This is a genomic window from Shewanella benthica KT99 (assembly GCF_000172075.1).
GTDB lineage: Bacteria > Pseudomonadota > Gammaproteobacteria > Enterobacterales > Shewanellaceae > Shewanella > Shewanella benthica_A.
Window position 1 is genome coordinate 1 of record NZ_ABIC01000038.1, and the last position, 25166, is coordinate 25166.

Here is a 25166-nt window from a genome sequence, read left to right on the forward strand (position 1 = left end):
GGCGAACAGTCGGTAGTCAGCACGCCATCTTAGTCATAGACCTGTCAGAAGAAAGAGATCAGCCACAGGTGCTGATCAATCCGGAAATTGTGGCGACTGAAGGTGACTTTATAGGCGAGGAGGGGTGTTTATCTATTCCCGGCTATCGAGCCAAGGTGGCCAGAAGTGAGCAGGTGACAGTTAAGGCGCTGGATCGTACCGGTAAACCCTTTGACATTGAGACTGATACATTCTTGGCCATCGTATTACAGCACGAAATAGATCATCTACAAGGCATAGTCTTTACCGATCACCTGTCGAAACTTAAGCAACAAATAGCGCTAAAAAAAGTGAAAAAATACGCCTAAGCCGCTTTCATGGGAGGCAAGGGTAAGCTAAAGCTGATACATAGCCCTCCTGTGAGATGGTTGCTGGCACTCACTTCTCCCCCCAGTAATTTAAGGCTCTGTTTAACGAGTCCAAGTCCGTATCCCCCCTGACTAGAGTGTCTGGCTTCATCCATTCTGGTGAAGGGGTTGAAGAGGTTTTCTAATTTGTCGTCCGGGATCCCTGGGCCGTTGTCTGTTATATCTATGACCAGATTGCCATCATTGATATGTGAACTAATGACAACAGTACAGCTTTCTCCCGCATATTTAAGCGCATTTCTCAGCACATTATCTATGGCGCGAATGAGAAAATCGGCGTCAGTCTGGATATTCAAATCGTGGGTAAATTCCGTCCAGGTGATGGTTTGAGACTCTTGTGCTTCAAACTGGATATCTGCCAGGACTCTGGAACGAATATGGCTCAAGGCAACCCAAGCGTAGGTTAATTCCACGTAGGCATTATTGAGTCGACTGTAATCTAAGATACTATTGATAAGGGATGCCATCTGCTGATTTTCTTGCTCTAAGCGTTGTATAAACTTGTGTTGCTCACGACTCGCTTAGCTTCGCTAAGAGATGTAGCGCGATCTCCTGTCTGGCTAAGGGAGTCCTGAGTTCATGGGATACATCCCTCAGTAAGCGCTTCTGATTTTGCATCGATTGCTGTACTTGCTCCGCCATATGATCGAATTCTGTGGCGAGGTGATAAAATTCAGGTTCTTTAACGGAGAAATGCTGGGCGATCCTGGTGTCTAATCGACCACTGGCCAAGGCTTGAGTGCCTAACTTCAAATGCTTAAGCGGCGTAATTAAGTAACGAGTTAAAATGGAAGTAAATACCAGTAACACAGATATTCCCACCAGAACGCGAATAATCCACAGGCTTTGAGTGAGTTTTTGAGCCGGGTGGAGCTCGGGATTGAGCTGCACCACTAAAGTTAACGGGCCATTGATATGGTGGGCATTAGGCAGAGGAATACCTATCAGAGGTTTTCTGACACTGTTGCCCATGGGCAGATGAAGTTGCCGTATATATTGTAATTTAAAGATGAAATGGGGATGCAATGCTGATTTCGTGATGGATTTGAGGTCTTTGTCTAACACATAAACACGGAATGCCTGATTCTGTTCCCATCTTGTTAATGCTGTTAGAGCTTCCTTGTTAACTAAGTCGGTCGCCTGATTAGCCAAGTGATTAATCTGATCCTGAGTAGATTGAGGCAGAGTTAACAATCGATTGATCACAACCCTTTCAATCCCTGTAGCGATAAGTAAAATAGCCAATAAAGATAAGGTAAAGTAACTAAATAGTTTAACTTGCAGACCCGAGAATAGACCCGTTATTGGTATGGACATAATGAACTGTGACTGTATTTGTGGGAATGAGAATTGTTATCAGAGGGTTTTATCTCACACTGATCTATTTTTCTAGTACCAGAGTGTAAATAGGTGAGCTGTCTCTGTTTAAACATTTTTTCATTTGCTGACCCTTATTCACTTTTTCATGCATGAATAATCCACAAGAGTAAAAATAGATGAACTTGGTCTTGTTAACCCATGAAAGAGAAGTCGATCGCCCAACCAACACAGGTTTACTTGCATTAAACGCTTTTCCTCAATGGTGCAGGCGGATCATTTGGTCTAGGGTGTCTCCGGATCTAGCCTTGATAGAATTAATTAGCAGCCATAGCGCCGCTGTACTTTTTCCAAGACCTAAACTTCTATGTTTCTCAGAAGGAAGATGTGATGCAGATGGCAAAGGTGAGCCTGAGCCTATGGAAAACATTCAGGCTCAGCTCTACCTCGAGTACATGCCTGATACGCTCATTATATTAGATGCAACCTGGCAAGAGGCCCGCAAGATGATGAGGCAAAGCCCCTATCTTAAGGCTGCGGATAAGTTTGCCTTAACTGAGCAGGCGGATTCAGGTTTTACGCTGAGACGAAATCAAATAGAGGGGGGCTTGTGCACCATAGAGTGCATCATCGGCCTACTCGAGTTAAAGAGTCGTCATCAAGAGGTTGAGCTGCTGACACAAGCATTTCATGATTTTCAAGCAGGCCGACAGTCTGGATAAATCTCCATGCTCGGGCTTAAATCAAGGTTAAGTACACACAGAGGAAGTGACTTACCGCGCCAGCGAGCACAAATAGATGCCATATTGCGTGGTTATAGGGAATGCGTTTACCGACATAGAATATCACCCCAAAAGTGTAAAATAACCCGCCAAGAATCAATAACTGAAAACCTAGATCTGTCATCGAAGCGATAAGCTCATTCATCACGGTTGCGCACAACCAGCCCATCAATAAGTAGAGGGCAACACTGAGCTTCTTGAAACGATGAATAAACAGGGTTTTAAATAATACTCCACCAAAAGCCAGGGACCAGATGGCGATGAGGATAATATTAGCCTTGGACCCATCCAGGGCGATGAGCATCAGAGGTGTATAGGTGCCAGCAATTAAAAAATAGATGGCGCAATGATCGGCAATCTTAAGTCTGTGCTTCCAAACTGGAGAGGAGATCGAATGATATAAAGTCGAGCAGGAGAAAAGTAAGACGATGCTGGCACAGTAGATAACCAGTCCAAATAATTGCATGCCATCGAGTGTTTGCTGGCCTTTTATCAGAGAGAGTGCAAGCCCGATAATACCCGCCACAATACCCAGACCATGGCTTATGCTGTTTGCCATCTCTTCTTTATGACTATAGCCACTGCTATTGACTGAGACCGTCGATGCTTGCTGGGACAATGATTCTTCTAGTGCCATATATACCAATTCCATTAAATTTATGGTTAATTCAGAGCTCTCTCAGGGCTGTTAATTCAAGGCGCATTGTTGAGGAAATGGTTATTCCATTTAAGACAATGCAACACAGAAGTCCTGAGAATCTCACGTAGTGCGACTGATGTTTAAAGCCAAGGGAAAAACACTATATGCTGCGCAAGTGGCTTTCGATATACGACTATATGGATATATGCGGTGGAGTCTAACAGTAAATCCAGCATAAAACCACACTTGAGCGTACACGTGTAAGCTAAGTTTATAGCGTCAAAATGAACTTTCTGTCTCATTTGCAATCTGATTTTTATTGATATTGAGTCCAGGATGAAATCTTGGTACTGACTGATTCGCTGTCTTTGAAGTGAAATGAACAGACAATGATGAACCACAGGGATGATGTTATTGAAAGCGTTTCGCGTAGAGGAAGTTCTACTTAGTGAAAACAAGGAAGAACTGAAGGGGCTAAAGGCGGAGATGTGTGCCGTAAATCTCGATATTCAGTTTGATACCTCCTTCGAGCCGCAAGAGCTGAACCATGAGCTTATGCCCTTTAGCTTATCCGCTTATGAGCATGTAAATCTTGTAGCTAATTAAGCGCAGAACCTCTTGGCTATTGGTGAGCGTTCTGGTCATTAGCTGTCATTTGGCCCTGGTGTTTACCTTAGATATCCTCTGGACCTCCGCTCCCTTGGTATACCCGCAAGCTAATCAATATACCCGAACTAAAACGCTCAGTGAGACGGATGGCGACTCAGTTGCGGCGGCGTTAACGCGAGCGATAGCAAAAAGAGTGCATAAAAGACCCATTAAGTCATAATGATTATGATGAAATAATTTGATTGGTTAATCACGAATTCTCAAATTTAATGTTTTATTTAACTTAATAAACCATAAATACAGCGTCTTACATTTGTCTTTGTCATGATATTTTTCGAATTGATATCTTTACAAAAGCCTTGTTAACTTTGATGTTTTAAGATTATACTTCTCGCATCTTGTCGGAGTGCCTATTGGCTGAGACCGTTTATTCGGGATCCGTTGAACCTGATCAGGTTAATACCTGCGAAGGAAACAAGCATGATAATGTCCATAAATCGTGTGAATTTCTGTATTCATTTATCGTCATTATCTGTGACATCGAGCATCTTCTCGTGTCTGTTATTCAACACTCCTGACAAGCAACTTCATTTCAATTAAAGTGAGATTGCTTATGTCAAACCGCCGCGAAACCCGAGCTCAAGCTCAAGAGTTCATCGATACCCTAAAGCCGCTACAGCACCCTAATTCTGAAAAAGTCTATCTAACCGGTAGTCGTGAAGACCTCCGTGTCGGTATGCGCCAAATTATCCTGTCCGATACCATGGTGGGGGGGACTGAGTCGGATCCTATCTTGGAGCCCAATGCGCCGCTTAGAGTCTATGACTGCGCCGGCCCCTATTCAGATCCCGATGCCGATATCAATGTCCGCAGGGGCCTGGATAAATTCAGAAATAATTGGATTGTAGAACGTGACGACACTGAGCAACTTGTCGGTGTCAGTTCATGTTTTACTCAGCAAAGACTCGCCGATGATGGCTTAGATCACCTGAGATTCGATTCTTTACTTCCTCCAAGAAAGGCGAAACCAGGTAAGTGTGTCACTCAGTTACATTATGCCAGACAAGGGATTATAACCCCTGAAATGGAATATATCGCCATCCGCGAGAACATGGCCCAGTCTGAAATCACCGACGAGGTATTGACCCGTAAGGCACAGGGTGAAAGTTTCGGCTCCTCGATTTCAGAGCCTATCACCCCTGAGTTTGTCCGAAGTGAAATTGCCCGAGGCCGGGCGATTATTCCGTTGAATATCAATCATCCAGAAGCCGAGCCCATGATCATAGGCCGTAATTTTCTGGTTAAGGTCAATGCCAATATCGGTAACTCGGCGGTGACTTCATCTATCGAAGAGGAAGTCGAAAAGCTGGTATGGTCTACTCGTTGGGGCGCAGATACCGTGATGGACTTGTCTACCGGCCGCTATATACATGAAACCCGCGAGTGGATCATTCGTAACTCTCCGGTGCCTATTGGAACCGTGCCTATCTATCAGGCCTTAGAGAAGGTGAACGGTGTCGCCGAGGATCTGACCTGGGATGTGTTTAAGGATACATTGATTGAGCAGGCAGAGCAGGGCGTCGATTACTTCACCATTCATGCCGGGGTATTACTGCGCTACGTGCCAATGACGGCGAATCGTCTGACGGGTATCGTCTCACGTGGTGGCGCCATCATGGCAAAGTGGTGTCTGTCACATCATCAGGAAAACTTCCTCTATGAGCACTTCAGAGATATCTGTAAGCTTTGCGCCGCCTATGATGTGTCCTTATCTCTCGGGGACGGTATGCGTCCGGGGTCTATCGCCGATGCCAACGATGAGGCGCAGTTCGCCGAGCTAGAAACCTTAGGCGAGTTGGTGAAGATTGCCTGGGAGTACGATGTGCAGACCATCATCGAAGGTCCTGGTCACATCCCCATGAATCTTATTAAAGAGAACATGGAAAAACAGTTAGAAGTGTGTGATGAAGCCCCTTTCTATACATTAGGCCCACAAACGACTGATATTGCACCTGGATACGATCACTTTACCTCTGGTATTGGGGCGGCGATGATCGCCTGGTTTGGTTGTTCCATGCTCTGTTATGTGACGCCTAAAGAACACCTTGGATTGCCAAACAAGGAAGATGTGAAGCAAGGGTTAATCACCTATAAAATTGCGGCTCATGCCGGTGATGTGGCTAAAGGACATCCGACGGCGCAAATTCGCGATAATGCCTTATCCAAGGCTCGTTTCGAGTTCCGCTGGGAAGATCAATATAACCTGGGACTGGATCCACAAACCGCCAAAGCCTATCACGATGAATCTCTGCCGCAGGAATCGGCCAAGGTGGCTCATTTCTGCTCCATGTGCGGACCTAAGTTCTGTTCGATGAAGATCAGTCAAGAGGTGCGTGAATATGCAGCGGCTCAGAAGCTTGAGATGCAGACCGATGAAGAGTTTAAGGCGAGAAACACGGCCGAGTTAAGCTCAAATCTGGATAGAGAGAAGGGAATGGCCATGATGTCGGCTGAGTTTAAGGCAAAGGGCGCCGCCCTCTATCATGAAGCCGGCACGGTGAAACCTGTGCTCGATGAAGTTGAGGGTTGATCTGATGGAAAATGTAGAGCCGACTTCGTCGGCTTTAAAGCCTGTTGTTTGGTCAATAGCAGGCTCTGACAGTGGCGGAGGTGCGGGTATTGGGGCGGATCTCGCCACCATGAATGATCTCGCTTGTCATGCTTGCACTGTGATCACCACGTTAACGGCACAGAGCTCAGTCGCAGTCAATCTGGTTGAGCCAGTATCCGATGAGATGCTGCTGGCTCAACTCGATACCTTGCTACAAGACTTGCCACCTAAAGCGATAAAGATAGGTTTATTGGCAAATCAGCGGCAGATAGATATTCTGAGTCGTTGGCTTGCCCTGGAACTTGATGATCACAACAAGCGCAGTGGTACTGAGGTCGCGGTTATTTTAGATCCTGTGATGATAGCCAGTTGCGGTGACCGGTTAGATGAAGATGACAGTCGGCTCGATTTCTCGCCATTTAAAGGTTTAATCACCCTGATCACCCCAAATGCCCTTGAGCTCGGTGAGCTGGTGGGTCAAAGCTTAGCTGATATGTCCCAGTATCATCTCGCGGCTCAAGACTTGGCGCAATTACTCGACACCAATGTGTTGGCTAAAGGGGGGGGTAAAGGTCCTGCCTGGCGAGCTGATGCGGCCCAAGATATCTTTGTCTGTACTCGCGCCACAGCTTGCTCTGAAATGCATCAAGGACGTAGTTTCTTGTTATCGAGTCCGCGCGCATCAAACAATAATCATGGTACCGGATGCACTTTAAGCTCCGCCATCGCCAGTGTGATGGCCTCAGGTTTTGTGCTCCATGATGCTATTGTCGTGGCTAAGGCCTATGTCTGTGCTGGAATAAAACACAGTTATCGTGTGGATGAGGGACCCGGACCTTTAGCGCGAACTTCATGGCCTAGAGAGCTGAGTCATTTCCCGACGATCAGCAGCTTAGACGAAGGGCCCTCTCTTCCTGTTGGGATCAAGTTTAAGACGATAGGTGAGCGGTTAGGCCTCTATCCCGTGGTGTCTGACTTGCCACTGTTAGCAAGCTTACTCAAAGCCGGGGCGAAAACGATTCAACTTAGGATAAAGGATGAGAATGATCCTCAGCTTGAGGATAAAATAGCGCACGCCATCGCCTTAGGGCGGGATTATCAGGCTAAGGTATTTATCAATGATTATTGGGAATTGGCACTCAAGCATAATGCTTATGGTGTGCATCTAGGTCAGGAAGATCTCTATGTTGCCGATCTTAAACGTATTGCTGAAGCACAACTTGCCCTTGGCATATCGAGCCATAGCTATTTCGAGCTCTTGCTCGCATCGCAAATCACGCCTTCCTATATCGCACTGGGTCATATCTTTCCAACGACCACTAAGGTGATGCCATCTGCGCCTCAAGGCCTGATGAAACTGCAACACTATGTGGACTTGTTTAAAGGCCACTATCCCTTGGTGGCGATTGGCGGCATAGATGCCAGCCGTATAGAGACCGTGAAGAGAACCGGGGTAGATGATGTTGCCATCGTGAGAGCAGTGACCGAATCACAGCAGCCTGGCGCCGCCTATCTAGCCTTATCCTCTGCCTGGGAGCAAGCTCATGTCAGTCAGTAATGCCGATTTTCTGCGTTACTCCCGGCAAATTCTATTGCCAGATGTCGGTGAAACGGGGCAGTTCGATCTGTTTCAGGCACATGTGGCCATTGTCGGTGTTGGTGGTCTGGGGAATCTGGTCGCTCAGTATCTGGCGGCAGCCGGAGTGGGCAAGCTGACACTGATAGATGATGACAAGATTGAGTTATCTAACTTGCCGAGGCAGCTGCTTTTTAGTGATAAGGATATCGGTGAGTATAAATCAGCGACTGCGGTCCTAAAGCTCTCGAACGCTTACCCGGGCTGTAACTTGCAAGCCGTTACCGATAAATTAAGCGAACATAATCGTCAGGACTTACTGGCACACATGGAGCTTGTGTTCGATTGCACCGATGATTTTGGCACTCGTCAATTGATCAACTTAACCTGCCTCCAAGTTAAGGCGCCATTAATAACGGCCGCGGTGGCTAACTTCAGTGGTCAGATTTTTATGGTCGACATGGAGTCTGCCCCCGATTCGGGCTGTTATGCATGTCTTTTTCCTCAAGACTCTCATATCAGTCAGACCTGCCAGAGTGTTGGCGTCTTAGGTCCTATGGTTGGAGTGATGGCATCCATGCAGGCGCTGCTTGGGATGAATTTACTCTTGGGGATCCCGGTGCCGACGGGGAAGTTACTCAGGTTCGATGGCCGAGCAATGCAGTGGCGTGAGGCGAGCTTGAGTCGAGATCTTCAATGTCATGTGTGTGGTGGACGAGTGGAACAGCCCAGGAGTCAATCCCAGATACCTGATTCAAGCTTACTTTGTGAAGGGGGTCATTAATGAGCCACAAAATATCCGCGAGTAATCGCAGCGAAACATCAATCAAAGTCATGCTCAACGATGAGCAGATTTTCTTATCCAGTGGTTTGAATGTACCAGGATTACTCCAGTTGCAAAATATTGCCGCCAGTTCCGTTGCACTGGTACGTAACGGGCAGGTATTGCCTAAGTCACGCTGGAAAGAGACCTTGTGTCGTGATGGCGATCAATTTGAAGTATTTGCCCTAGTGGCGGGAGGCTAAGATGTTAACTATTGCCGATCATCAATTTTCATCTCGACTGTTTACCGGTACGGGAAAATTTTCAACATCAGCCCTTATGTTAGAGGCGATCACGTGCTCGGGTTCTGAACTTGTCACTATGGCGATGAAGCGACTCGATCTGAAAACGGGCAGCGATGATATCTTGCAGCCCTTGTTAAGCAGTGGGGTTAAACTCCTGCCCAATACATCCGGGGCCAGAAATGCCAAAGAGGCGGTCTTTGCCGCCGAACTCGCCAGAGAAATGTTGGATACGAGCTGGATAAAACTTGAGATCCACCCCGATCCTAAGTATCTGATGCCGGATCCTATCGAAACCTTGGAAGCGGCTAAGATCCTCTGTGATAAAGGCTTCATTGTCTTGCCCTATGTCCATGCCGATCCGGTATTGTGTCGTCGACTCGAAGAAGTGGGTTGCGCCGCTGTGATGCCATTAGGCAGCCCTATCGGATCTAATCAAGGCCTAGTAACAGAGACCTTTCTGAAAATGATCATCGAGCAAGCCAGGGTGCCTGTGATCGTGGATGCCGGCATAGGTGCGCCTTCTCAGGCGACACGTGCCATGGAGCTTGGCGCCGATGCTGTACTGGTCAATACTGCTATCGCCAGTAGCCGGGATCCGGTAGCCATGGGTCGCTGTTTCGCCTCAGCGGTACAGACAGGAAGAGACGCTTATCTCGCCGGCTTAGGTCATGTGAACTCGGTCGCGAGTCAAACCAGTCCATTGACGGGGTTTCTTAATGACACAATGTGAATTTATCGGGATATGCCCATGAGTTTCCTATCCTATCTTCAGGGGCTCTCCCGGGGAAAATTGAAATTAGCCCTCTATTCGGCCACGAGTGATGATGTGGAACGTGCACTCAATTCAGCCGAGGGGGATCTCAATAGCCTACTCGCGCTGTTATCGCCCGCCGCAGAACCTTATATCGAACAGATGGCTCAGCAGTCGGTTCGGCTGACAAGGCAGAGATTCGGCGCCAATATAGGCATGTTTTTACCCCTATATCTGTCGAATTTATGTGCCAACGAGTGTGATTATTGTGGTTTTAGCATGAGTAATAAGCTGAAACGCAAGACATTAAATGGCTCGGAACTCGAAGCCGAGATGGCGGTGATTAAAAAACTAGGTTACGACTCCATCTTGTTAGTCTCCGGAGAGCATGAAACCAAAGTCGGCATCGATTACTTTAAACAGGTTTTACCTCAGGTTAAGAATCAGTTCAGTTATTTAGCCATGGAAGTGCAGCCATTGGCCGAGCATGAGTACGCTGAGCTGGTGGGACTGGGTCTCGATGCCGTGATGATATATCAAGAGACTTATAATCCCCAGACCTATGCCAAGCACCACACCCGAGGCAAGAAAAAGGATTTCGCCTATCGCTTAGATACCCCTGAGCGTGTTGCCAAAGCCGGGGTAGATAAGGTTGGGCTCGGGGTTCTGTTTGGCCTGGATGACTGGCGCTTGGATGCACTCTTGTTAGGCCATCACCTTGCTTATCTTGAGTCTAAGTATTGGCGTACCCGTTACAGTGTCTCATTGCCTAGATTGAGGCCTTGTACAGGTGGGATAACCCCTAAGGTTGAGTTGACCGATAAGGGCTTAGTGCAACTTATCTGTGCTTTCAGGCTGTTTAATCAGCAGCTGGATATTAGTTTGTCGACTCGGGAAGCGCCACAACTCAGAGATAACCTGTTTTCACTGGGGATAACCAACTTAAGTGCCGGCAGCTCGACTCAACCCGGCGGTTATGTCAACCCGGATACTGAGTTAGATCAGTTTGAGATCAGTGATGATAGAAGCCCGGCTCAGGTGAGTCATGCGATGAAGCAAAGGGGATTAAATCCGGTGTGGAAAGATTGGGAGTCGGCCTGGATAGGGAGGTGATACCATTCTTGGATACGTTTAACTGTACTTTTATCTGCTGCTGATTGATAATTGAGCAAACATCAAGTTAATGTTGGAGCTAAAGGTATGCAAATTCCTCCAAGTAATGTATCGGGTCTGGCCGGCTTACAAAGCGCTCAGTCCGGACTGACTCAAGCGACTATCGATGTCGCTAAGCCTGCTAGTGTAGATGTTAAAACAGATGCAGCGCGACCTGTCGAAGACGTCGATAAAACACAAGCCCTTGTCTCAGCAATAGAGGCTGGGCAGCAAGGCGAAGCCGCTGTGGAAGTCATCGCAACGTCATCGGAGAACTTAGGCACTATTATCAACCTAGAGGTGTAGTTGTCATGTCAGGGGTGAGGGTTTCACCTGATATTCAGCTTGGACCGAGAGCATCGTCGATATCATATTCGGCTTTAGTCTCGCAATCCATCTCCAGAGCGAGTGATACTAACCTAAGTGTCAATTTATCAGGCTCAAACTCAAGCCTGCCAAGTTTTAGCCTCAATTTAGGTCCACTGACGGTTAGCGGGTTAGTCAGCCCTAAAGAACAAGCCATAGACCTGTCACCCCGATTTAACTCCCACAGTGTTGTCAGTGATCCTCAGCCTGATATCAATCCATTCGATACTCCTACAAAGCCTCAGGGCCAGCAAGCTCACCATAATATGCAGGATCGGGGAGGGGGCTCGCCCGAAGAGGAGATGGAACCGATATTCACGCCTTTCCCGTATCTTTAATGACGATTTGCAGATGTTGGGCCAAGGTTTGATCGTCTTCGATATTCGGATCTTGGGCTAATACATGTTCAGGATGACACACCAGCAGAAAGTCTATTTCACACAGAGGCTCTGAGATGTAACCACTAGGCGGAACGCCGCCACATATGGCGATATCGACGACTTGGTCTTTAATCAGATCGTGTGTGCCGCTGATCACTGAGTCTATTATGGTGATACGAGTCCCGCGGCTTTGTGGTTGAAAAGTGGCCAGGGCATCGACTAGCATATCCATGGGATAGACAATCTCTCTTGCTATGGTCAGTTTCGGCTCCCAGCCGTTTTCTAAATTATTGGCGAGCAGTTCAAGTTCAGCCACAGACTGGGTGATGTGCCTGGATCGTCTCAACAAGACATCACCTTGCGCGGTCAAGTAGGCTTTTAGTCCTCTAACTTCAAGCAGTTAGATGCCTAATTGGGATTGAAGCTTAGCAACGGCGTGGTTGAGAGATGATTGACTCTTATTAAGGACCGCAGCAGCCTGAGCATCGCCACCAAAATCGACGACGGCTTGCAATATTCGCCATTGTTCTAAGGTTGATTTAGCTCTATCCATGTTTAATCTGACCTAAAATGCTATCTATAATATACATTGAGTTAATAGTGGCCTGAGTGTATTCAGGCCACTGTTATTATTTCTTAACCGATACTTGCTTAGGCAGGTACTTCTTGGTGGCCTTGAGTTCAGTAAAATATGGCCCTTTATGCAGCTTCTGTGGCCAATTGAGTAGCATCATGGCCAAGACATTTCTGTGCTCACCGAGCGCTAAATCAGGATTTCCCATAGGTGAACGAATAAACTGCACACTTTCATCGAAGGCATTGACAATATGGGCTTGAGTCTTGGCCACAACCGGGTTATCAGACTGTCCCGCTAGATGAAAGCTTATTCCCACTTCGGCAATGATATCGTCGGTGGCATCTTCTAAGATGCGATCAATATTGTCTTCAAAGTAGTCCAAAATCCAGGCAAACTCTTTAGGTGGGACATGGTGCTGATAGTATTCGCTGGCTGCAAAGATGAAGTGCGTGAGGCCGTATAACTTGTTCTGATACTGTTTTTTATTGAGTTCACTATCTTTGTCGTTGGGATACACTGCAATGAAGGCCTGTTTGTACTCATTGACATAGTCTCCAACTCCTAACTGCTTAGCCCAGTAGGCGTAATTGATTAATTGTGCCGCCCAGGATTTAATCATAGCTTTATCGGTTAGCCCTGTCTTTAAGTCGGTATTCTTCAGCGCCGTGATCAGTTTATCATGACAGGGGCCCGTTAAACCAAATTCATGGATACGGCTCGAAAATCTGAGTAATACATCGGTGTAAAATAGAAACTCAGGAAAGGGTTTTAACGCCTTCTTTCTGGCTTTAGCCCTAGGACCTTTGCCTAGCACAGCAATGGATTTTTCAGCCTCAGTGGTGATAAATCCCGGTTTTTCGAGAGAGCAGGCATAGAAGGCTTGAGATTCGGTGACGGCGTAGAGGTCGATGAGCGCGGCATTGGCATACTTTTCATCACCCGTCATGCGGTAGAGACGGATCCCATAATGGCCCTGCACGCGAGGAGGAAGCTGGTAAAGGTGCAGTTCGAGATTATTCTTTATGCCTTGATACACCTTGTCATTTTGTGTCTGGCTTGGGTCAATGACAGCGCTAGCTGCACTTAGGCTAAATAGGGCAAGTGAAAGTGTACTGATCTTGAGAAAATTTTTCTGGGTAAGAAAAGCCATCTTGTATCCTTTTAATGAGAGATCGTGCATCGACAGGTTCACCGAGTAATATTCTTAGCCTTTGATTTATTGTTTTGGAATCTTCATTGACCACCAGTGTATTGTACACACTGGATTGATTTTTACAGTGTTTTGTAGATTGGTAGAGGTATTGAGAGAGTGAGTCTTGCCAAAGCTCCTGATAGTACAGAGGACCGGCAGTGACGATAGCGTAAAAATTATAGGGATAATCTTCAGGGCGTTCCCATTCACCTGTGAATGACTCGATAAATTCAACGTCGAGTCTCTTATAGGGTTTTAGGCTAGCATTGGAATAAAAATTTAGTGTGACTTTAGCCCTGAACACCTTTAGCTGTCGGGCGAAGCGGGAAACGGTTCTTTCGCGGCTGAGCTCGGTATAGGGTTCGACAATCCCTTCACCTAGATATAAGGCTAACCAAAGCTCACCCATATTACGGGTATCGAGCGTCTCACCGAGCGTGTTGACCAGGTAGTAGTGACTGCTGTGGGACAGAGCCGCAAGGGCTGAGGCGTATGCCTTAACTAGGATATGCTGGTCTTTGATGTGACTCAGCTCTTGCTTCATTGACAGTTGAATCTGGCCGAACTGGCGCCCTAGCACCGGCGATCTTAAGATATGTATCTGGCTTCGATTGCTAGGCTGTATAAATATATCGCCTAACAATCGACCTTGATACCAGACTCGCTGGATATTTACCGTCACAGTCTCGAAACTAAATCCTAATGTTTCGGCTCTTACCTGTATATTCTCCATGAGCTCAGTTGCTGCTATATTTGCCGTGTCCATGCTTTTGGATTGAGACAGATGGTGGCCTAGATTCCAAGGCGCTGTGGGGGCCATCTCTGTTTGGGAGTCTAGAAATGTTTTGACTAACTCAGGTGTTGCCAGAAACTGCTTCGCCAGAGAGAAGCGGGCATAGTCTGCAAACCCTTTATCATGTGCCTGCAGGGTCTTTAGTTGCAAGACTCGCTCGAGAGCCAGCTGGTTTTTCTCTTTTGCCCGTCCTTGATAGGCTTGCCAAACACGCTTTTGACAGACAGGATCATCCTGTTTGATTAAATAGGCTGCAATGCTGAGGTTAAAAGCATTACTAGATTGGGGATGCGGCGAGTGCTTATTTTCGCGGTCACTGCTGGCTCTATTTGTTAACGATGACTTGTTAGAATCTGTGTTTAATTGGCAATCTTGTTCGGTAAAATTCAATGTCAGTTGCTGGGTTCTTAATCCCTGTTTAATGCTGGCTTGAGCCGTGTGTAGCTGAGATTTTTGTGCCAAAGAAAGATGGTTTACCTCGAGTGCATCGAGTCTGTTTAATAGTTGGCTGAGCTCCTTATTATTGGCCGCTTTTGCTAACTGATTGGTCAATTGTGTCAACCAAGGCGAGTTCAGCGTTTGAGCCATCATATCGGCCAAATGCAACTGACATTGCAGCAGACTTTCTTGGTAGAGGAGCGGTAGGGGGTAGCTACGGTAATATTGCAATCTATCTTTGATATTAAATAGGCTTAGCAGGGAGGCTTCGAGGGCGTGACTCTGCTTGATAACAGCTTCGTTGGGTTGGGTGATTGCGGCGAGATTGACATGTGATAACTGCGAATCACCTGTAAACGAATCGCTAGGCGAGTGCAGTTGCAAGCATTGCTCTACGAGTAAAGGCAGAGGAGAAACGGCGGCCTTGACCGCCGTAGTGAAGATAAGACTAGAGCTGAGCGCTATGGCAAAAATGCTTCTTAGCATATTCAACTCGTTCATCCACTGTCATATTATGATCACCGAGTTTGTCCACATTATCCAGATTGGGCAAGATCCCTCGGTTATTGGCTATTTGTATGGCGAGACCGGGACGGGCATTGAGCTCAAGCAGCAAGGGTCCCTTGTCTCTATCGAGTACCATATCTGTGCCTAAATAGCCCATCTCACTCATTTCATAAGTTTTAGAAGCCGTGTGGAGCAAGAAGTCCCAGTGAGGTACTTCAATATCAATAAGCTTCTTATTGGTATCCGGATGAAAATCGATGGGCTCATCAAATTGTACTGCATGCAGTCCCTTACCCGTGCCGATATCGACGCCAACTCCTACGGCTCCCTGATGCAAGTTAGCCTTGCCATCGGATGCCGCAGTCGACAGGCGTAGCATGCCCATGACGGGAAAGCCTTTGTACACGATGAGGCGAATGTCCGGCACCCCTTCATAGGAGTAGCCATCGAAAACCGGATCGAATAGAATAAGCCCCTCAACGATGGCCACATCGGGATTGCCGCCAAGAGAAAACAGGCCACTGAGTACATTCGATACATGGCGGTATACTTCAGAAGGCGTGACCTCTTGACCGTTAGGTTTATAGTAACGACCCGCTTCTACCTTAGTGATCACTAATATCCCTTTACCACCTGAGCCTTTCGATGGCTTGATAACGAAGCCATCTTCAGCGGCAACCATGGCCGGGATATCTTCAATCTCATGTTGCTCCCGCACCACACCGATAAGCGAAGGGACGGCGATGTTATTGGCTAATGCCAGTTGTTTGGTGATGAGTTTATCATCGACTCGTTTGTAAAATTTACGTGGATTACAGCGACCAATATAGTCGATGTTACGCTTATTCATGCCAAGCACACCCTTGCTGCGCAGAGCCGATGGCCAGGCTAATGAGAACTTCATGGTTATTCTCCTGCCAAGGGCTTAAAGCGTTTAAGTTCGAATAACCGGTAACCGGTATATTGGCCCATGAGTAACACGATAGCCAAGATAACTAGATGAATGCCTAAGAAGTTAAATACCCAGTGCTGTATCCAAGGCGCGCTCATGGCCAGATACGCCAGAGTGGCGACAAACAGGCTACCCCCGCCTTGTAAAACTACTTCCTTAGGGCCTTCCTCTTCCCATAAAATAGACATTCTTTCTATGGTCCAGGCAAGGATGATCATCGGGAAATAGGTGATGGTTAACCCTTCACTGAGACCAAACTTATATGACAATAAGGTAAACACGCCTATGATACCGATAACAACGATGATCACCGCGGATATTCGGGAGATAAGCAGCAGGTTCAGCTGTGACAGATAGGAGCGGATCATCAGGCCACAAGCGACAATAAGTATGAAACCAATGAGACCGGTCAACAGAGTTGTTTGAATGAATGCCAAGGCAATCAAGACCGGCATAAAAGTGCCTGAAGTCTTAAGGCCCACAAGGACACGAAGAAATACCACCATTAGCACGCCGATGGGGATTAATAAGATGCCTTTAAACAGGCTCTGTTCTTCCAGCGGCAGTTGATATAAGGAGAAATCGAGCGCGCCTTTATTGTTCATCACATCCAGAGAGGTGGCCAGTGCCGAGCGAGTATCCTGAAGCATTGAAAAAGTCACTTGGGAATTGATACCACCGATCACATCTAGGGTCGATTTCCCCGACCTATCCCAAAGAAGCAGATTTTCAGGGCGCCCTTGAGTGCCATCCTTAGGATTGAAAAGGTGCCACTCGCCATCATCATAGACTTCTACAAAACTGACTAGCTGCTGCCTGCGTCGTTGATCTTCAAGATTCAAGCCGCTGACGACTTGAGCCGGGATCCCCTTGCTATTGAGCATGTGTACAAAAAGCGTGCTAGTGGAGTTACTACTCAAGAGTAACTCAATATTTTGACTGCGTTCTTCGGCGTTGAAGGCTTTATTAAGCTGCTGAGCGAATGAGAGGTTGGTTGCACTCTTGGCCCAGACTTCTTCGATGGCCTGCTCTGCTGCGACTTTCTCCGTCGCTGGCCAAATATAAGCATTGGTAACTTCAGGGGTGCCTATCGCCTTAATCCTGGTGATCCCTGTAGGGATAAGGGTGACTTTATAATAAAGAACTTGCCGGCCTGTAGCGGAACGAATCGACCAGTCTGCTCGCTTATTTTCTGGGTCATCGGTGATCGATAATCCGAAACCGGGCGAGCTGGCATTCTCAACTAATATTTCAAATGCCGGATCGTTTGGCAGTGCGAATGAGACTTCTGCAGGTTCTCCGGTGCCTTGGAAGCTGATTTTTGCCTCGACGCCCCAGCTTTGAACTTGCTTGCCCGGTAAGAAAGGCACCTTGTGTTCTATCCCACGATAAATACTGCTGGCTATGCCTACAATGAACAGTAGGGCAACCAGTATGTAAAAGGGTTTCTTCGAATGCATTAACTCTATTCCTATTTATTTATGGCTGAATGAGCCTGTTTTTTTCCATGGATAAATGTTTGCCCCACATCGACGATGGCAATGTCTTGTATAAATTTACGCCCCAATAAGAGTGGGAAATCGAGATGACTACGATCGACTAAGTTAAGATCGGTCTCAGCCTTGTATTTGCCAATCTGTAAATGTGCATGGATCACCGGGCGGCGGTCACTCTTTTCATCGGCTTCTTGCTTGATACGCACGAAACGTTCGACTTTCGATTCGAACGTTTCTGCTGGGGCATCGCGGCCCCGAGTCAATACATCGAAACGAACCCATTGCTTACCATCGCGTTCGAACAGGATGATATTGCGGGCATCGAGAGAAGAAGATTCGGCTCCGGTGTCGATACGTGTCTTAAAACTCGCTTTAATCTCATCGACATAGACATTTTCTGTCGCGCCCAGTAGGAACTTGTCACCTAAGGGTGAGGGAGGACATTCCAGCGCAATCGGAGTGATGGTCTCTTTGGGTTCAAGCTTGAGCTGAGCTATCTGGGTCTCTAGGGCTGTCAGTTGTGTCGATAACACCTTATAACCTGCTGCTTGTGCCTGAGTATTTTCATCTATAATAGCAACGAGATCGGCTTGTTGTTTTGCTAAGCTTGTTTCTAATACTGCAGCATCAATCGGTTGTGGCAATTTTTCAGTTTGATTTGTCGACGCGCAACCTGCCAAGGTTGTAATTGCAGCGATACAGAATATCTGCTTTAACATAGTGCTTCCCATTACAATGGTGTTTAGTCCGGTGGATCATTACCAAGCTGTTACGGCTTGAGCTTATATAGTCCTAGATAAGATAAAATTAAATCTTATCTAGGCTGGTTTTTAGTGGCGATAAACGTAGCACGCTTTGGTGCAGGGTGACCCTCTATCGTCAAATCGATATCGGTCGGATCCAGGTAATCAACTAAAGATTCATTAGGCATCCAGTCGGTACTTCTCTGCTCGGCTAACGAGGTCACATCGGTGTCGACACATCTCACATTGATAAAGCCGGCTTTCTTAAGCCAAGCTTCTAAAGCGGCAGCAGAAGGAATAAACCATACATTATTCATTTTGCCATATCTATCTTCAGGCACGAGAACGGTATTTTCATCACCATCTATGACCAGTGTCTCTAAAACGAGTTCACCACCGCTGCGCAATTGATCCCTAAGTTGTAACAAATGATCGATAGGGGACCGGCGATGATAGAGTACTCCCATAGAAAAGACCGTATCGAAAGCGTCTAAGGGGGGGAGTTCCTCTATGCCTAGGGGCAATAAGTGAATAGGATGCTGTTCACCGGCCAATCTCTTGATGGCTTCGAATTGGCACAAGAAGAGGGTGGCAGGATCGATACCTACGACATGTTTAGCACCTTCACCTAGCATACGCCACATATGATAACCACTGCCACAGCCCACATCGAGTATGGTTCGATTGTTTAAAGGTGATAGGTGAGGCAGCACGCGTTCCCACTTCCAGTCAGAACGCCATTCGGTATTTATTTCTATGCCATGGACAGAGAAGGGACCCTTGCGCCAAGGCTGAAAAATACGCAATAAATTTTCGAGTTTCTCTTGCTCACCCGAGCTTAGCTGGCTACCGGATCCAATCGTGACACTCTTTTTGAAATCTAAGCTGTCGGGCGCCGGATAGTGGAGCTTATTGAGGACATTTTCCCATTTAGGCAAGGTGCCGTGTTTATGCTCTCTCTGCCATTGACCCAATATAGCGGGCAATGTTTCTAACCAGTGCTGCAGGCTTGAATCTGCAATTTGTTTGTAAAAGGAGCTGAAACTAATCACTTGGTTATCACCTTTTGAAGCTATTGAGTTGAAATTATAAACGAAATCTAGTGTTATTCTTGGGTTCTAAGACTTAATGGCGACCATAGAGGCGAAATTGAAGCATTGAAACCATATATTGAAATATTTGAAACCCTGTTGTCTAACTCGGTGTTGGTGTTGTACCAAGGTATCTGGCTTCATCACATTTTCCAGTGAACTGCGTTTTTGACTTATTTCCAGTTCGCTGTAGCCATTGGCTCGTTTAAAGTCCAGGTGAAGATCATATAAGAGTGTTTGAATCGCATCATCTTCAAAATTTAATTTCTCTGAAAGGATCAGGATGCCACCCGGATTGAGTCCATGATAAATGTTACTCAACAGCTGATCTCTGTCTGCAGGAGCCAGAAACTGCATAGTGAAATTAAGCACCACCATGGAGGCATTCTCAATTTTGATATCTCTGATGTCGCCACAGACTAGATCGACAGGCGTGCTACTCACGTAAGCCGTTAAGTTCTCACTACAACGTTCAATCATAGAGGGGCTATTGTCGACGGCTATGATACGACAATGTCGATTATCGATCTGGCGTCTGATACTCAAGGTGGCGGCGCCAAGCGAGCAGCCTAGGTCATAGATATTGCTATCGGACGTGGCGAATTTTTGTGCGAAATCACCTAGGGTATTAATAATCTGGCTATACCCAGGTACCGAGCGTTTAATCATGTCGTTAAACACGCCAGCCACTTTTTCATCAAACTGAAAGTCGCTTACGTTTTTGCATGCTTGAGCATATATATTATCTTGAGATGATGTCATTAGCTTTTAGTGTGTAAATTCAACGTTTCATTCTATCGAAATAACACTCTATGCGGCAAGCCTAGTACTGGATATTTCTGGTAAAGTTTTGTCTAATAGCGAATGTATAACAAAATTCTCACACTCGTTTAGCTTTTTGGATATAACACTTGAAATATTTCACCTTCGTTTTTGTTGTTTTCTTGCTGGTTCTATCTTCGGTTTCCCTTTGGGCTGACGAAGCTAAACCGCTCATTTTAGTGATGGGAGAAGACAGCTATCCATACCAGTTCGTCGATGAGCAAGGTGAGCCTAGTGGTGTACTGGTGGATATGTGGCAGGAGTGGTCAAAACAAACGGCAACGCCTGTTATGTTCGTTTCTCGTCATTGGACCGATACATTAGATCAATTATCTCATGGTGATGCCGACGTGCATATCGGTATGGCGGTGACTCAGAGTCGCAGTGAAAAGTTTGCCTTTGCTCAAGCCCTCACTCATGTCAGCACTTATCTCTATTTGCACAAAGATTTACCTCAGAGATTGACGTTTGAGGAGTTAGGGCCATATCAGGTCGGTATCGTCTCTGGATCTTCACATGAGAATGAACTGCTGAAACTGAGCTCTAAGATACGATTTAAACGTTATAAGAACAGACATGAACTGCTGGTGGGAGTGTTACATGGAGAGATAAAAGTATTCGCGGGAATGCAGGGGTATCTCAGAGATAAAAAGATCAACAAACAAGTTATCAGTTTATTTCCCCTCTCTCATCGAATATTAATTAAACAAGTCCCCCTGAGGCCTGCACTGAATAAGTCCGATGGCCAGCTAATGCAGCAAGTTAATGCCGGGTTTGCCGCTATCGATAAGGGACGCTTAGATGCTATCGAAGAATATTGGATTGGCATAAAACCTCAACAAAATGGCTTAATCATAGCGACGGCGATAAATCTCGAGCCATTCATATCCCTTGGAGGAGACGGCATGCCCCATGGACTGTATGTCGACATCTGGAGTCTCTGGTCTGATAAAACTGGCATCCCTATCTCCTTTATCACATCCGATATAAATCAATCCCTGGATCGGGTTAAATCAGGTAAAGCAGATGTACATATCGGCTATCCGGAGAGTGATAAATTTAACACAGGATTATTGAGAAGTCAGCTGCTCTATCGGGTGAAAAGCCGGTTGCACAGCTACGGGAAGCCCATAGACTCACTGCAGAGTCTGCAAGGGAGCAGAGTCGGCGCCGTGCCTACGGCGCCATATCTTGCGGAGCTAAAGCAAGCACTGCCCGATGTGGAACTCAAACTGTATGGTTCGGTGACGGCCATGATCCAAGCGGCGAAAGAGGGTCATATTGGTAGTTTTGTGGCCTCTTCCTCCTGGACACATCATTACTTGATGTTGCAGGGCGCCTTGTCAGAGTTTTATCCGTTTCCTAAGTTGGAGTTCGTCACCGACATTTTTGTGTTAACCAGCCCCCACAATGTCGGTTTATCGAACCGAATAAAGGCGGGATTTGAACTTATTGAAACTCAGGAACTGGCCGAAATTGAACGTAAATGGATCTTGGATAGCCAAGTACGCACCTTTAAATCTCATCTTGAACTCATACAATTATCGGGTGAACAGCAGCAGTATCTACAAGATTTGAAGTCGATAAGAGTGGGTTATCTCAAAGACTGGCAGCCGATGGAATTTTCCAATGAGGATGACATGTTTTCTGGGATCAATCGAGACGTTGTCGATGTGATAACCAAGCAACTTGGCGTCAGCGTCGAAGCCGTTGCCTTCGATGAGTGGCAATCCCTTATCAATGCACTTATTGAAGGGGATGTTGATATCGCAGGAAGTGTTGCAGCAACCGCCGATAGGAGAAAGGCCTTATTATTTAGCGATCCCTATTGGCCCTCTCCATGGTCATTGGCGACGCCCATCGAAAGAGAAGCTATCTTCAATGTCCAGCAACTTGCGGGGCAAAGGTTAGCGATAGTCGAAGGTTATCAACTCGTTAACCAATTGATGGGGGCCGGTTACGGCATTGAACTTGTGTTAGTCGCCGATCCCCATAGCGGATTGACTGCAGTGAAGGAAGGCAAGGCCGATGCATTTGTCGATAAGGCGATCAATTTGGCATCAACACTCAAGCATGGCGACTATAGTCAGTTAAAAATGTCTGTGTTGGCCGATTTTTCTGAGCAACACAGTCATTTCGGCATTCATCCTTCATTGGCACAATTTGTTCCGCTAATGAATTTAGCCCTCAAGAATCTGGATCAGACCAAGCGGCAAGTTATCTATCAGCATTGGATTCAACCGGTGGCGGTTGCTCCTCGAGGATCTGACACCGTTAAATGGTGTGTGAGCATCATTATCATCTTGTTGACACTGATGGCGATCATCTTAATGTGTAGATTATTATTCACAAAAGAGCGGCTGAAACGAATCCAGCTTGAGAGTCAGTTGAGTAAAATGACCCATTTTGACCCGATGACAGGGTTTGCTAATCGTAGTCTGTTAGATGACAGATTGAAGCAGGCGGTGTTATTACACAGTCGGGAACAGGCGACATTCGGTGTGCTTTTTATCGACATTGGCGGACTGAAATCTGTCAATAAACAGATGGGTCATGATGTCGGTGATAAGTTACTCAAATTAGTGGCCGAACAGATGAGCACTTGTATACGTCGCTCCGATACCTTAGCGCGATTTGGCAGTAATGAATTTGTCGTGGTATTGAATAAAAGTAAAGATCTCGATCTCGTCTGTCAGGTCGCTGACACGATTATCGCTAATTTATCGAAATCTTTTGACTGTGAGAACACAAAATTGAATGTTAGGGCGAGTATTGGCATTGCAATGTTTCCGGCAGACGGCGACAATGTGGTGGAGTTACTCAAGTCTGCCGATAAATTAATGTATCGAGCGAAACAAAGTGGTGGTAATTGTTACAAATCATCATGATAATGATTTTCACTCGAGATGAAATCGCAGATTTCAGCAAAAAGATGATTGATCCTTAGCCAACTAGAGGTTAAGTGGTTTTGTAAGCGGCAATATTTTACTATAATGCCGCTTTTGTGTTGATTAGAATATTCCTCAGCCTTAGGTTTGCGGATTAAAGGAAAGAGTTAGATGCGCAGTCAATATTGTGGAGACGTTAACAAGTCTCACGTTGGACAAGAAGTGACCCTAGTGGGTTGGGTAAATCGTAGCCGTGACCTGGGTGGAGTGGTTTTTCTCGACTTAAGAGACAGAGAAGGGATCATACAGGTTGTTTATGATCCGGATTTACCTGAAGTGTTCGACGTTGCCAGTAGCCTGCGCAGTGAGTTCTGTGTCCAAATAAAAGGTGTGGTCAGTGCGCGTCCCGATAGTCAGATCAACGACAAGATGCGTACCGGTGAGATTGAGATCTTGGGCAAAGAGTTAACTATCTTAAACAGCTCAGCACCTCTGCCCATCAACATGGATAAGAATCAGCACAACACGGAAGAGCAGCGACTTAAATATCGTTATCTTGATCTTCGTCGTCCTGAGATGGCCGAACGTATCATTTTTCGCGCTAAAGTCACCAGCGTCGTGCGTCGTTTCCTCGATGGTAATGGTTTCCTCGATATCGAAACGCCTATCTTGACCAAGGCAACACCGGAAGGTGCACGAGATTATTTAGTGCCTAGCCGTACTTATAAGGGGCAATTCTTCGCGCTGCCTCAGTCCCCCCAGCTGTTTAAACAGTTACTCATGATGTCGGGTTTCGATCGCTATTATCAAATTGTTAAGTGTTTCCGTGATGAAGACTTACGTGCCGATCGTCAGCCTGAATTCACCCAAATCGATATCGAAACCTCATTTATGTCCTCTGCGCAGGTCATGGATAAAACCGAAGAGATGATGCGTAGTCTCTTCAAAGAGTTGCTCGATGTTGACCTAGGTGAGTTTCCTAAGATGACCTTTGCCGAAGCCATGCGGCGCTTCGGTTCCGACAAGCCAGATCTGCGTAATCCGTTAGAACTTATCGATGTTGCCGATCTTCTTACCGACGTCGATTTTAAGGTGTTCCAGGGACCCGCCACGGATCCAGAGGGACGCGTTGCGGTACTTTGTATCCCAGGTGGTGCCAAGTTATCGCGTAAACAATTAGACCAGTATGCTAAGTATGCCACCATCTATGGGGCTAAAGGCTTAGCATGGATGAAGGTCAACGAGCTGGATAAAGGGCTCGAAGGTATTCAATCTCCGGTACTTAAGTTCCTTAATGAAGATGTGGTTAAGGCTCTACTTGAGCGCACTAAGGCTAAGTCTGGCGATCTGATTTTATTTGGTGCAGATAAAGCAAATATCGTTGCCGAAGCGATGGGCGCATTGCGCATAAAAGCCGGTGAAGACTTCGACCTGTTAAAGGGCGATTGGAAACCACTATGGGTCGTCGACTTCCCTATGTTTGAGCCTACTTCAGACGGTGGACTGCATGCCATGCATCATCCATTTACCGCGCCGAGTGGCATGACGCCGGAGCAACTCGAAGCTGACCCGACTGCAGCTATCTCAGATGCCTATGACATGGTGTTAAATGGCTGTGAGCTTGGCGGTGGTTCAGTGCGTATTCATAACAGTGAGATGCAAACCGCCGTGTTCCGTATTCTGGGCATCGAAGAGGAAGAGGCCAACGAGAAGTTTGGCTTCCTGTTAGAAGCCTTGCGTTACGGTACACCACCCCATGCCGGTTTGGCTTTCGGTTTAGATAGAATCGTCATGTTGATGACGGGGGCTTCCTCTATTCGTGATGTGATGGCATTCCCCAAGACAACCACTGCGGCTTGCCCTCTGACCAATGCACCTGGGTTTGCCAATCCTGAACAACTCGTCGAGCTAGGCATCAGTGTCATCGAAAGCGAAGAAGAAAAAGAAGTATCAGAGTAATCAATAAGTAGCCGGGGCAACTCGGCTTTTTTATTACCGGTCTGATCCG

Annotated in this window: 24 protein-coding genes, 1 pseudogene and 1 riboswitch; of the genes and pseudogenes, 13 read left to right on the top strand and 12 right to left on the bottom strand. The window is 46.6% G+C overall.

Features of this window, described 5'->3' with window-relative positions:
* On the top strand, positions 1-347 hold a 347-nt coding region (gene def, locus KT99_RS15340), incomplete at its 5' end, for a peptide deformylase (protein ID WP_005501745.1).
* Here def and KT99_RS15345 read toward each other — a convergent pair.
* Positions 344-874, bottom strand: a complete 531-nt coding sequence (locus KT99_RS15345; RefSeq protein ID WP_005501747.1) for a sensor histidine kinase — start codon at positions 872-874, stop codon at positions 344-346. The two genes, def and KT99_RS15345, sit on opposite strands and share 4 nt — an antisense overlap.
* Before the next feature lie 43 nt (positions 875-917).
* Entirely contained in the window at positions 918-1724 is an 807-nt protein-coding gene (locus KT99_RS15350; protein ID WP_005501749.1) for a histidine kinase sensor domain-containing protein, read from the bottom strand.
* Positions 1725-1903: 179 nt separating this feature from the next.
* On the opposite strand from KT99_RS15350, the gene KT99_RS15355 reads away from it, so the two are divergent.
* Positions 1904-2446 (top strand): DTW domain-containing protein, encoded by a 543-nt coding sequence (locus tag KT99_RS15355; protein ID WP_005501752.1) that lies wholly within the window; start codon positions 1904-1906, stop codon positions 2444-2446.
* Positions 2447-2462: 16 nt separating this feature from the next.
* Here the strand turns inward: KT99_RS15355 and trhA are convergent, their stop codons facing one another.
* Positions 2463-3143 (bottom strand): PAQR family membrane homeostasis protein TrhA, encoded by a 681-nt coding sequence (gene trhA, locus KT99_RS15360; protein WP_040572081.1) that lies wholly within the window; start codon positions 3141-3143, stop codon positions 2463-2465.
* A gap of 417 nt (positions 3144-3560) precedes the next feature.
* Between trhA and KT99_RS15365 the strand changes: the two genes are divergently transcribed.
* From KT99_RS15365 to KT99_RS15400, 9 genes are all read left to right on the top strand, one after another.
* Positions 3561-3752 (top strand): hypothetical protein, encoded by a 192-nt coding sequence (locus tag KT99_RS15365; protein WP_157752212.1) that lies wholly within the window; start codon positions 3561-3563, stop codon positions 3750-3752.
* Positions 3753-3774: 22 nt separating this feature from the next.
* Positions 3775-3975 carry a hypothetical protein gene (locus KT99_RS22355; RefSeq protein WP_198402029.1) on the top strand — a complete coding sequence of 67 codons (201 nt, stop codon included), beginning with the start codon at positions 3775-3777 and terminating at the stop codon, positions 3973-3975.
* A gap of 172 nt (positions 3976-4147) precedes the next feature.
* A riboswitch (TPP riboswitch) is annotated at positions 4148-4246 on the top strand.
* Positions 4247-4368: 122 nt separating this feature from the next.
* Entirely contained in the window at positions 4369-6345 is a 1977-nt protein-coding gene (gene thiC, locus KT99_RS15370) for a phosphomethylpyrimidine synthase ThiC (protein ID WP_005501759.1), read from the top strand.
* Between the two features lie 4 nt (positions 6346-6349).
* Positions 6350-7924 carry a thiamine phosphate synthase gene (thiE, locus tag KT99_RS15375; RefSeq protein WP_005501762.1) on the top strand — a complete coding sequence of 525 codons (1575 nt, stop codon included), beginning with the start codon at positions 6350-6352 and terminating at the stop codon, positions 7922-7924.
* Positions 7911-8726 carry a HesA/MoeB/ThiF family protein gene (locus tag KT99_RS15380; protein WP_005501764.1) on the top strand — a complete coding sequence of 272 codons (816 nt, stop codon included), beginning with the start codon at positions 7911-7913 and terminating at the stop codon, positions 8724-8726. Before thiE ends, KT99_RS15380 begins: the two co-directional genes overlap by 14 nt.
* Positions 8726-8968, top strand: coding sequence for a sulfur carrier protein ThiS (gene thiS, locus KT99_RS15385; protein WP_005501766.1), 243 nt, complete (start codon positions 8726-8728; stop codon positions 8966-8968). Before KT99_RS15380 ends, thiS begins: the two co-directional genes overlap by 1 nt.
* Before the next feature lies 1 nt (position 8969).
* A complete protein-coding gene (locus KT99_RS15390) occupies positions 8970-9740 on the top strand; it encodes a thiazole synthase (protein ID WP_005501768.1) in 771 nt (256 codons plus the stop codon).
* 18 nt (positions 9741-9758) lie between these two features.
* Positions 9759-10874 (top strand): 2-iminoacetate synthase ThiH, encoded by a 1116-nt coding sequence (gene thiH / locus KT99_RS15395; RefSeq protein WP_040572082.1) that lies wholly within the window; start codon positions 9759-9761, stop codon positions 10872-10874.
* An 87-nt stretch (positions 10875-10961) separates the two neighbouring features.
* Positions 10962-11219, top strand: a complete 258-nt coding sequence (locus KT99_RS15400; protein ID WP_005501772.1) for a hypothetical protein — start codon at positions 10962-10964, stop codon at positions 11217-11219.
* 34 nt (positions 11220-11253) lie between these two features.
* Here the strand turns inward: KT99_RS15400 and KT99_RS15405 are convergent, their stop codons facing one another.
* The 9 genes and pseudogenes from KT99_RS15405 to cmoA all read right to left on the bottom strand — a co-directional run bounded on the left by KT99_RS15405 (position 11254) and on the right by cmoA (position 20210).
* Positions 11254-11436, bottom strand: coding sequence for a hypothetical protein (locus tag KT99_RS15405; RefSeq protein ID WP_005501774.1), 183 nt, complete (start codon positions 11434-11436; stop codon positions 11254-11256).
* 167 nt (positions 11437-11603) lie between these two features.
* A pseudogene (locus KT99_RS15410) lies at positions 11604-12212 on the bottom strand (LysR family transcriptional regulator); the annotation flags it as partial.
* A gap of 76 nt (positions 12213-12288) precedes the next feature.
* Complete coding sequence (locus KT99_RS15415) at positions 12289-13386, bottom strand: DUF3541 domain-containing protein (RefSeq protein WP_005501779.1); 1098 nt, start codon at positions 13384-13386, stop codon at positions 12289-12291.
* Complete coding sequence (locus KT99_RS15420; RefSeq protein WP_005501781.1) at positions 13325-15145, bottom strand: M3 family metallopeptidase; 1821 nt, start codon at positions 15143-15145, stop codon at positions 13325-13327. The genes KT99_RS15415 and KT99_RS15420 overlap by 62 nt, the downstream gene beginning before the upstream one ends.
* The gene (locus KT99_RS15425) at positions 15108-16070 is read right to left on the bottom strand and encodes an alpha-L-glutamate ligase-like protein (RefSeq protein ID WP_005501784.1); all 963 of its coding nucleotides are present in this window, start codon (positions 16068-16070) and stop codon (positions 15108-15110) included. The genes KT99_RS15420 and KT99_RS15425 overlap by 38 nt, the downstream gene beginning before the upstream one ends.
* A gap of 2 nt (positions 16071-16072) precedes the next feature.
* Positions 16073-17578 carry a UUP1 family membrane protein gene (locus tag KT99_RS15430; RefSeq protein WP_005501786.1) on the bottom strand — a complete coding sequence of 502 codons (1506 nt, stop codon included), beginning with the start codon at positions 17576-17578 and terminating at the stop codon, positions 16073-16075.
* A gap of 11 nt (positions 17579-17589) precedes the next feature.
* A complete protein-coding gene (locus KT99_RS15435; RefSeq protein ID WP_040572083.1) occupies positions 17590-18333 on the bottom strand; it encodes an ATP-dependent zinc protease family protein in 744 nt (247 codons plus the stop codon).
* A 95-nt stretch (positions 18334-18428) separates the two neighbouring features.
* Complete coding sequence (gene cmoB, locus KT99_RS15440) at positions 18429-19409, bottom strand: tRNA 5-methoxyuridine(34)/uridine 5-oxyacetic acid(34) synthase CmoB (protein WP_005501790.1); 981 nt, start codon at positions 19407-19409, stop codon at positions 18429-18431.
* A gap of 66 nt (positions 19410-19475) precedes the next feature.
* Positions 19476-20210 carry a carboxy-S-adenosyl-L-methionine synthase CmoA gene (gene cmoA / locus KT99_RS15445; protein WP_005501792.1) on the bottom strand — a complete coding sequence of 245 codons (735 nt, stop codon included), beginning with the start codon at positions 20208-20210 and terminating at the stop codon, positions 19476-19478.
* 149 nt (positions 20211-20359) lie between these two features.
* On the opposite strand from cmoA, the gene KT99_RS15450 reads away from it, so the two are divergent.
* Together KT99_RS15450 and aspS are read left to right on the top strand one after the other, a co-directional pair.
* On the top strand, positions 20360-23158 hold the full coding sequence (locus tag KT99_RS15450) for a transporter substrate-binding domain-containing protein (RefSeq protein WP_040572084.1): 2799 nt from the start codon (positions 20360-20362) through the stop codon (positions 23156-23158).
* 171 nt (positions 23159-23329) lie between these two features.
* Positions 23330-25117, top strand: a complete 1788-nt coding sequence (gene aspS, locus KT99_RS15455) for an aspartate--tRNA ligase (protein WP_005501795.1) — start codon at positions 23330-23332, stop codon at positions 25115-25117.
* The last annotated feature ends 49 nt before the right edge of the window (positions 25118-25166 follow it).

Coding starts and splice junctions, on each gene's coding strand:
- KT99_RS15430 (WP_005501786.1), bottom strand. CDS start 17,578: ATGCATTCGAAGAAACCCTTTTACATACTGGTTGCCCTACTGTTCATT.
- thiE (WP_005501762.1), top strand. CDS start 6,350: ATGGAAAATGTAGAGCCGACTTCGTCGGCTTTAAAGCCTGTTGTTTGG.
- trhA (WP_040572081.1), bottom strand. CDS start 3,143: ATGGCACTAGAAGAATCATTGTCCCAGCAAGCATCGACGGTCTCAGTC.
- KT99_RS15400 (WP_005501772.1), top strand. CDS start 10,962: ATGCAAATTCCTCCAAGTAATGTATCGGGTCTGGCCGGCTTACAAAGC.
- KT99_RS15380 (WP_005501764.1), top strand. CDS start 7,911: ATGTCAGTCAGTAATGCCGATTTTCTGCGTTACTCCCGGCAAATTCTA.
- thiH (WP_040572082.1), top strand. CDS start 9,759: ATGAGTTTCCTATCCTATCTTCAGGGGCTCTCCCGGGGAAAATTGAAA.
- KT99_RS15425 (WP_005501784.1), bottom strand. CDS start 16,070: ATGAAGTTCTCATTAGCCTGGCCATCGGCTCTGCGCAGCAAGGGTGTG.
- KT99_RS15405 (WP_005501774.1), bottom strand. CDS start 11,436: ATGGCTTGTTCTTTAGGGCTGACTAACCCGCTAACCGTCAGTGGACCT.
- KT99_RS15390 (WP_005501768.1), top strand. CDS start 8,970: ATGTTAACTATTGCCGATCATCAATTTTCATCTCGACTGTTTACCGGT.
- KT99_RS15435 (WP_040572083.1), bottom strand. CDS start 18,333: ATGTTAAAGCAGATATTCTGTATCGCTGCAATTACAACCTTGGCAGGT.
- KT99_RS15350 (WP_005501749.1), bottom strand. CDS start 1,724: ATGTCCATACCAATAACGGGTCTATTCTCGGGTCTGCAAGTTAAACTA.
- aspS (WP_005501795.1), top strand. CDS start 23,330: ATGCGCAGTCAATATTGTGGAGACGTTAACAAGTCTCACGTTGGACAA.
- cmoA (WP_005501792.1), bottom strand. CDS start 20,210: ATGACATCATCTCAAGATAATATATATGCTCAAGCATGCAAAAACGTA.
- KT99_RS15415 (WP_005501779.1), bottom strand. CDS start 13,386: ATGGCTTTTCTTACCCAGAAAAATTTTCTCAAGATCAGTACACTTTCA.
- KT99_RS15345 (WP_005501747.1), bottom strand. CDS start 874: ATGGCATCCCTTATCAATAGTATCTTAGATTACAGTCGACTCAATAAT.
- KT99_RS15355 (WP_005501752.1), top strand. CDS start 1,904: ATGAACTTGGTCTTGTTAACCCATGAAAGAGAAGTCGATCGCCCAACC.
- thiS (WP_005501766.1), top strand. CDS start 8,726: ATGAGCCACAAAATATCCGCGAGTAATCGCAGCGAAACATCAATCAAA.
- thiC (WP_005501759.1), top strand. CDS start 4,369: ATGTCAAACCGCCGCGAAACCCGAGCTCAAGCTCAAGAGTTCATCGAT.
- KT99_RS15420 (WP_005501781.1), bottom strand. CDS start 15,145: ATGCTAAGAAGCATTTTTGCCATAGCGCTCAGCTCTAGTCTTATCTTC.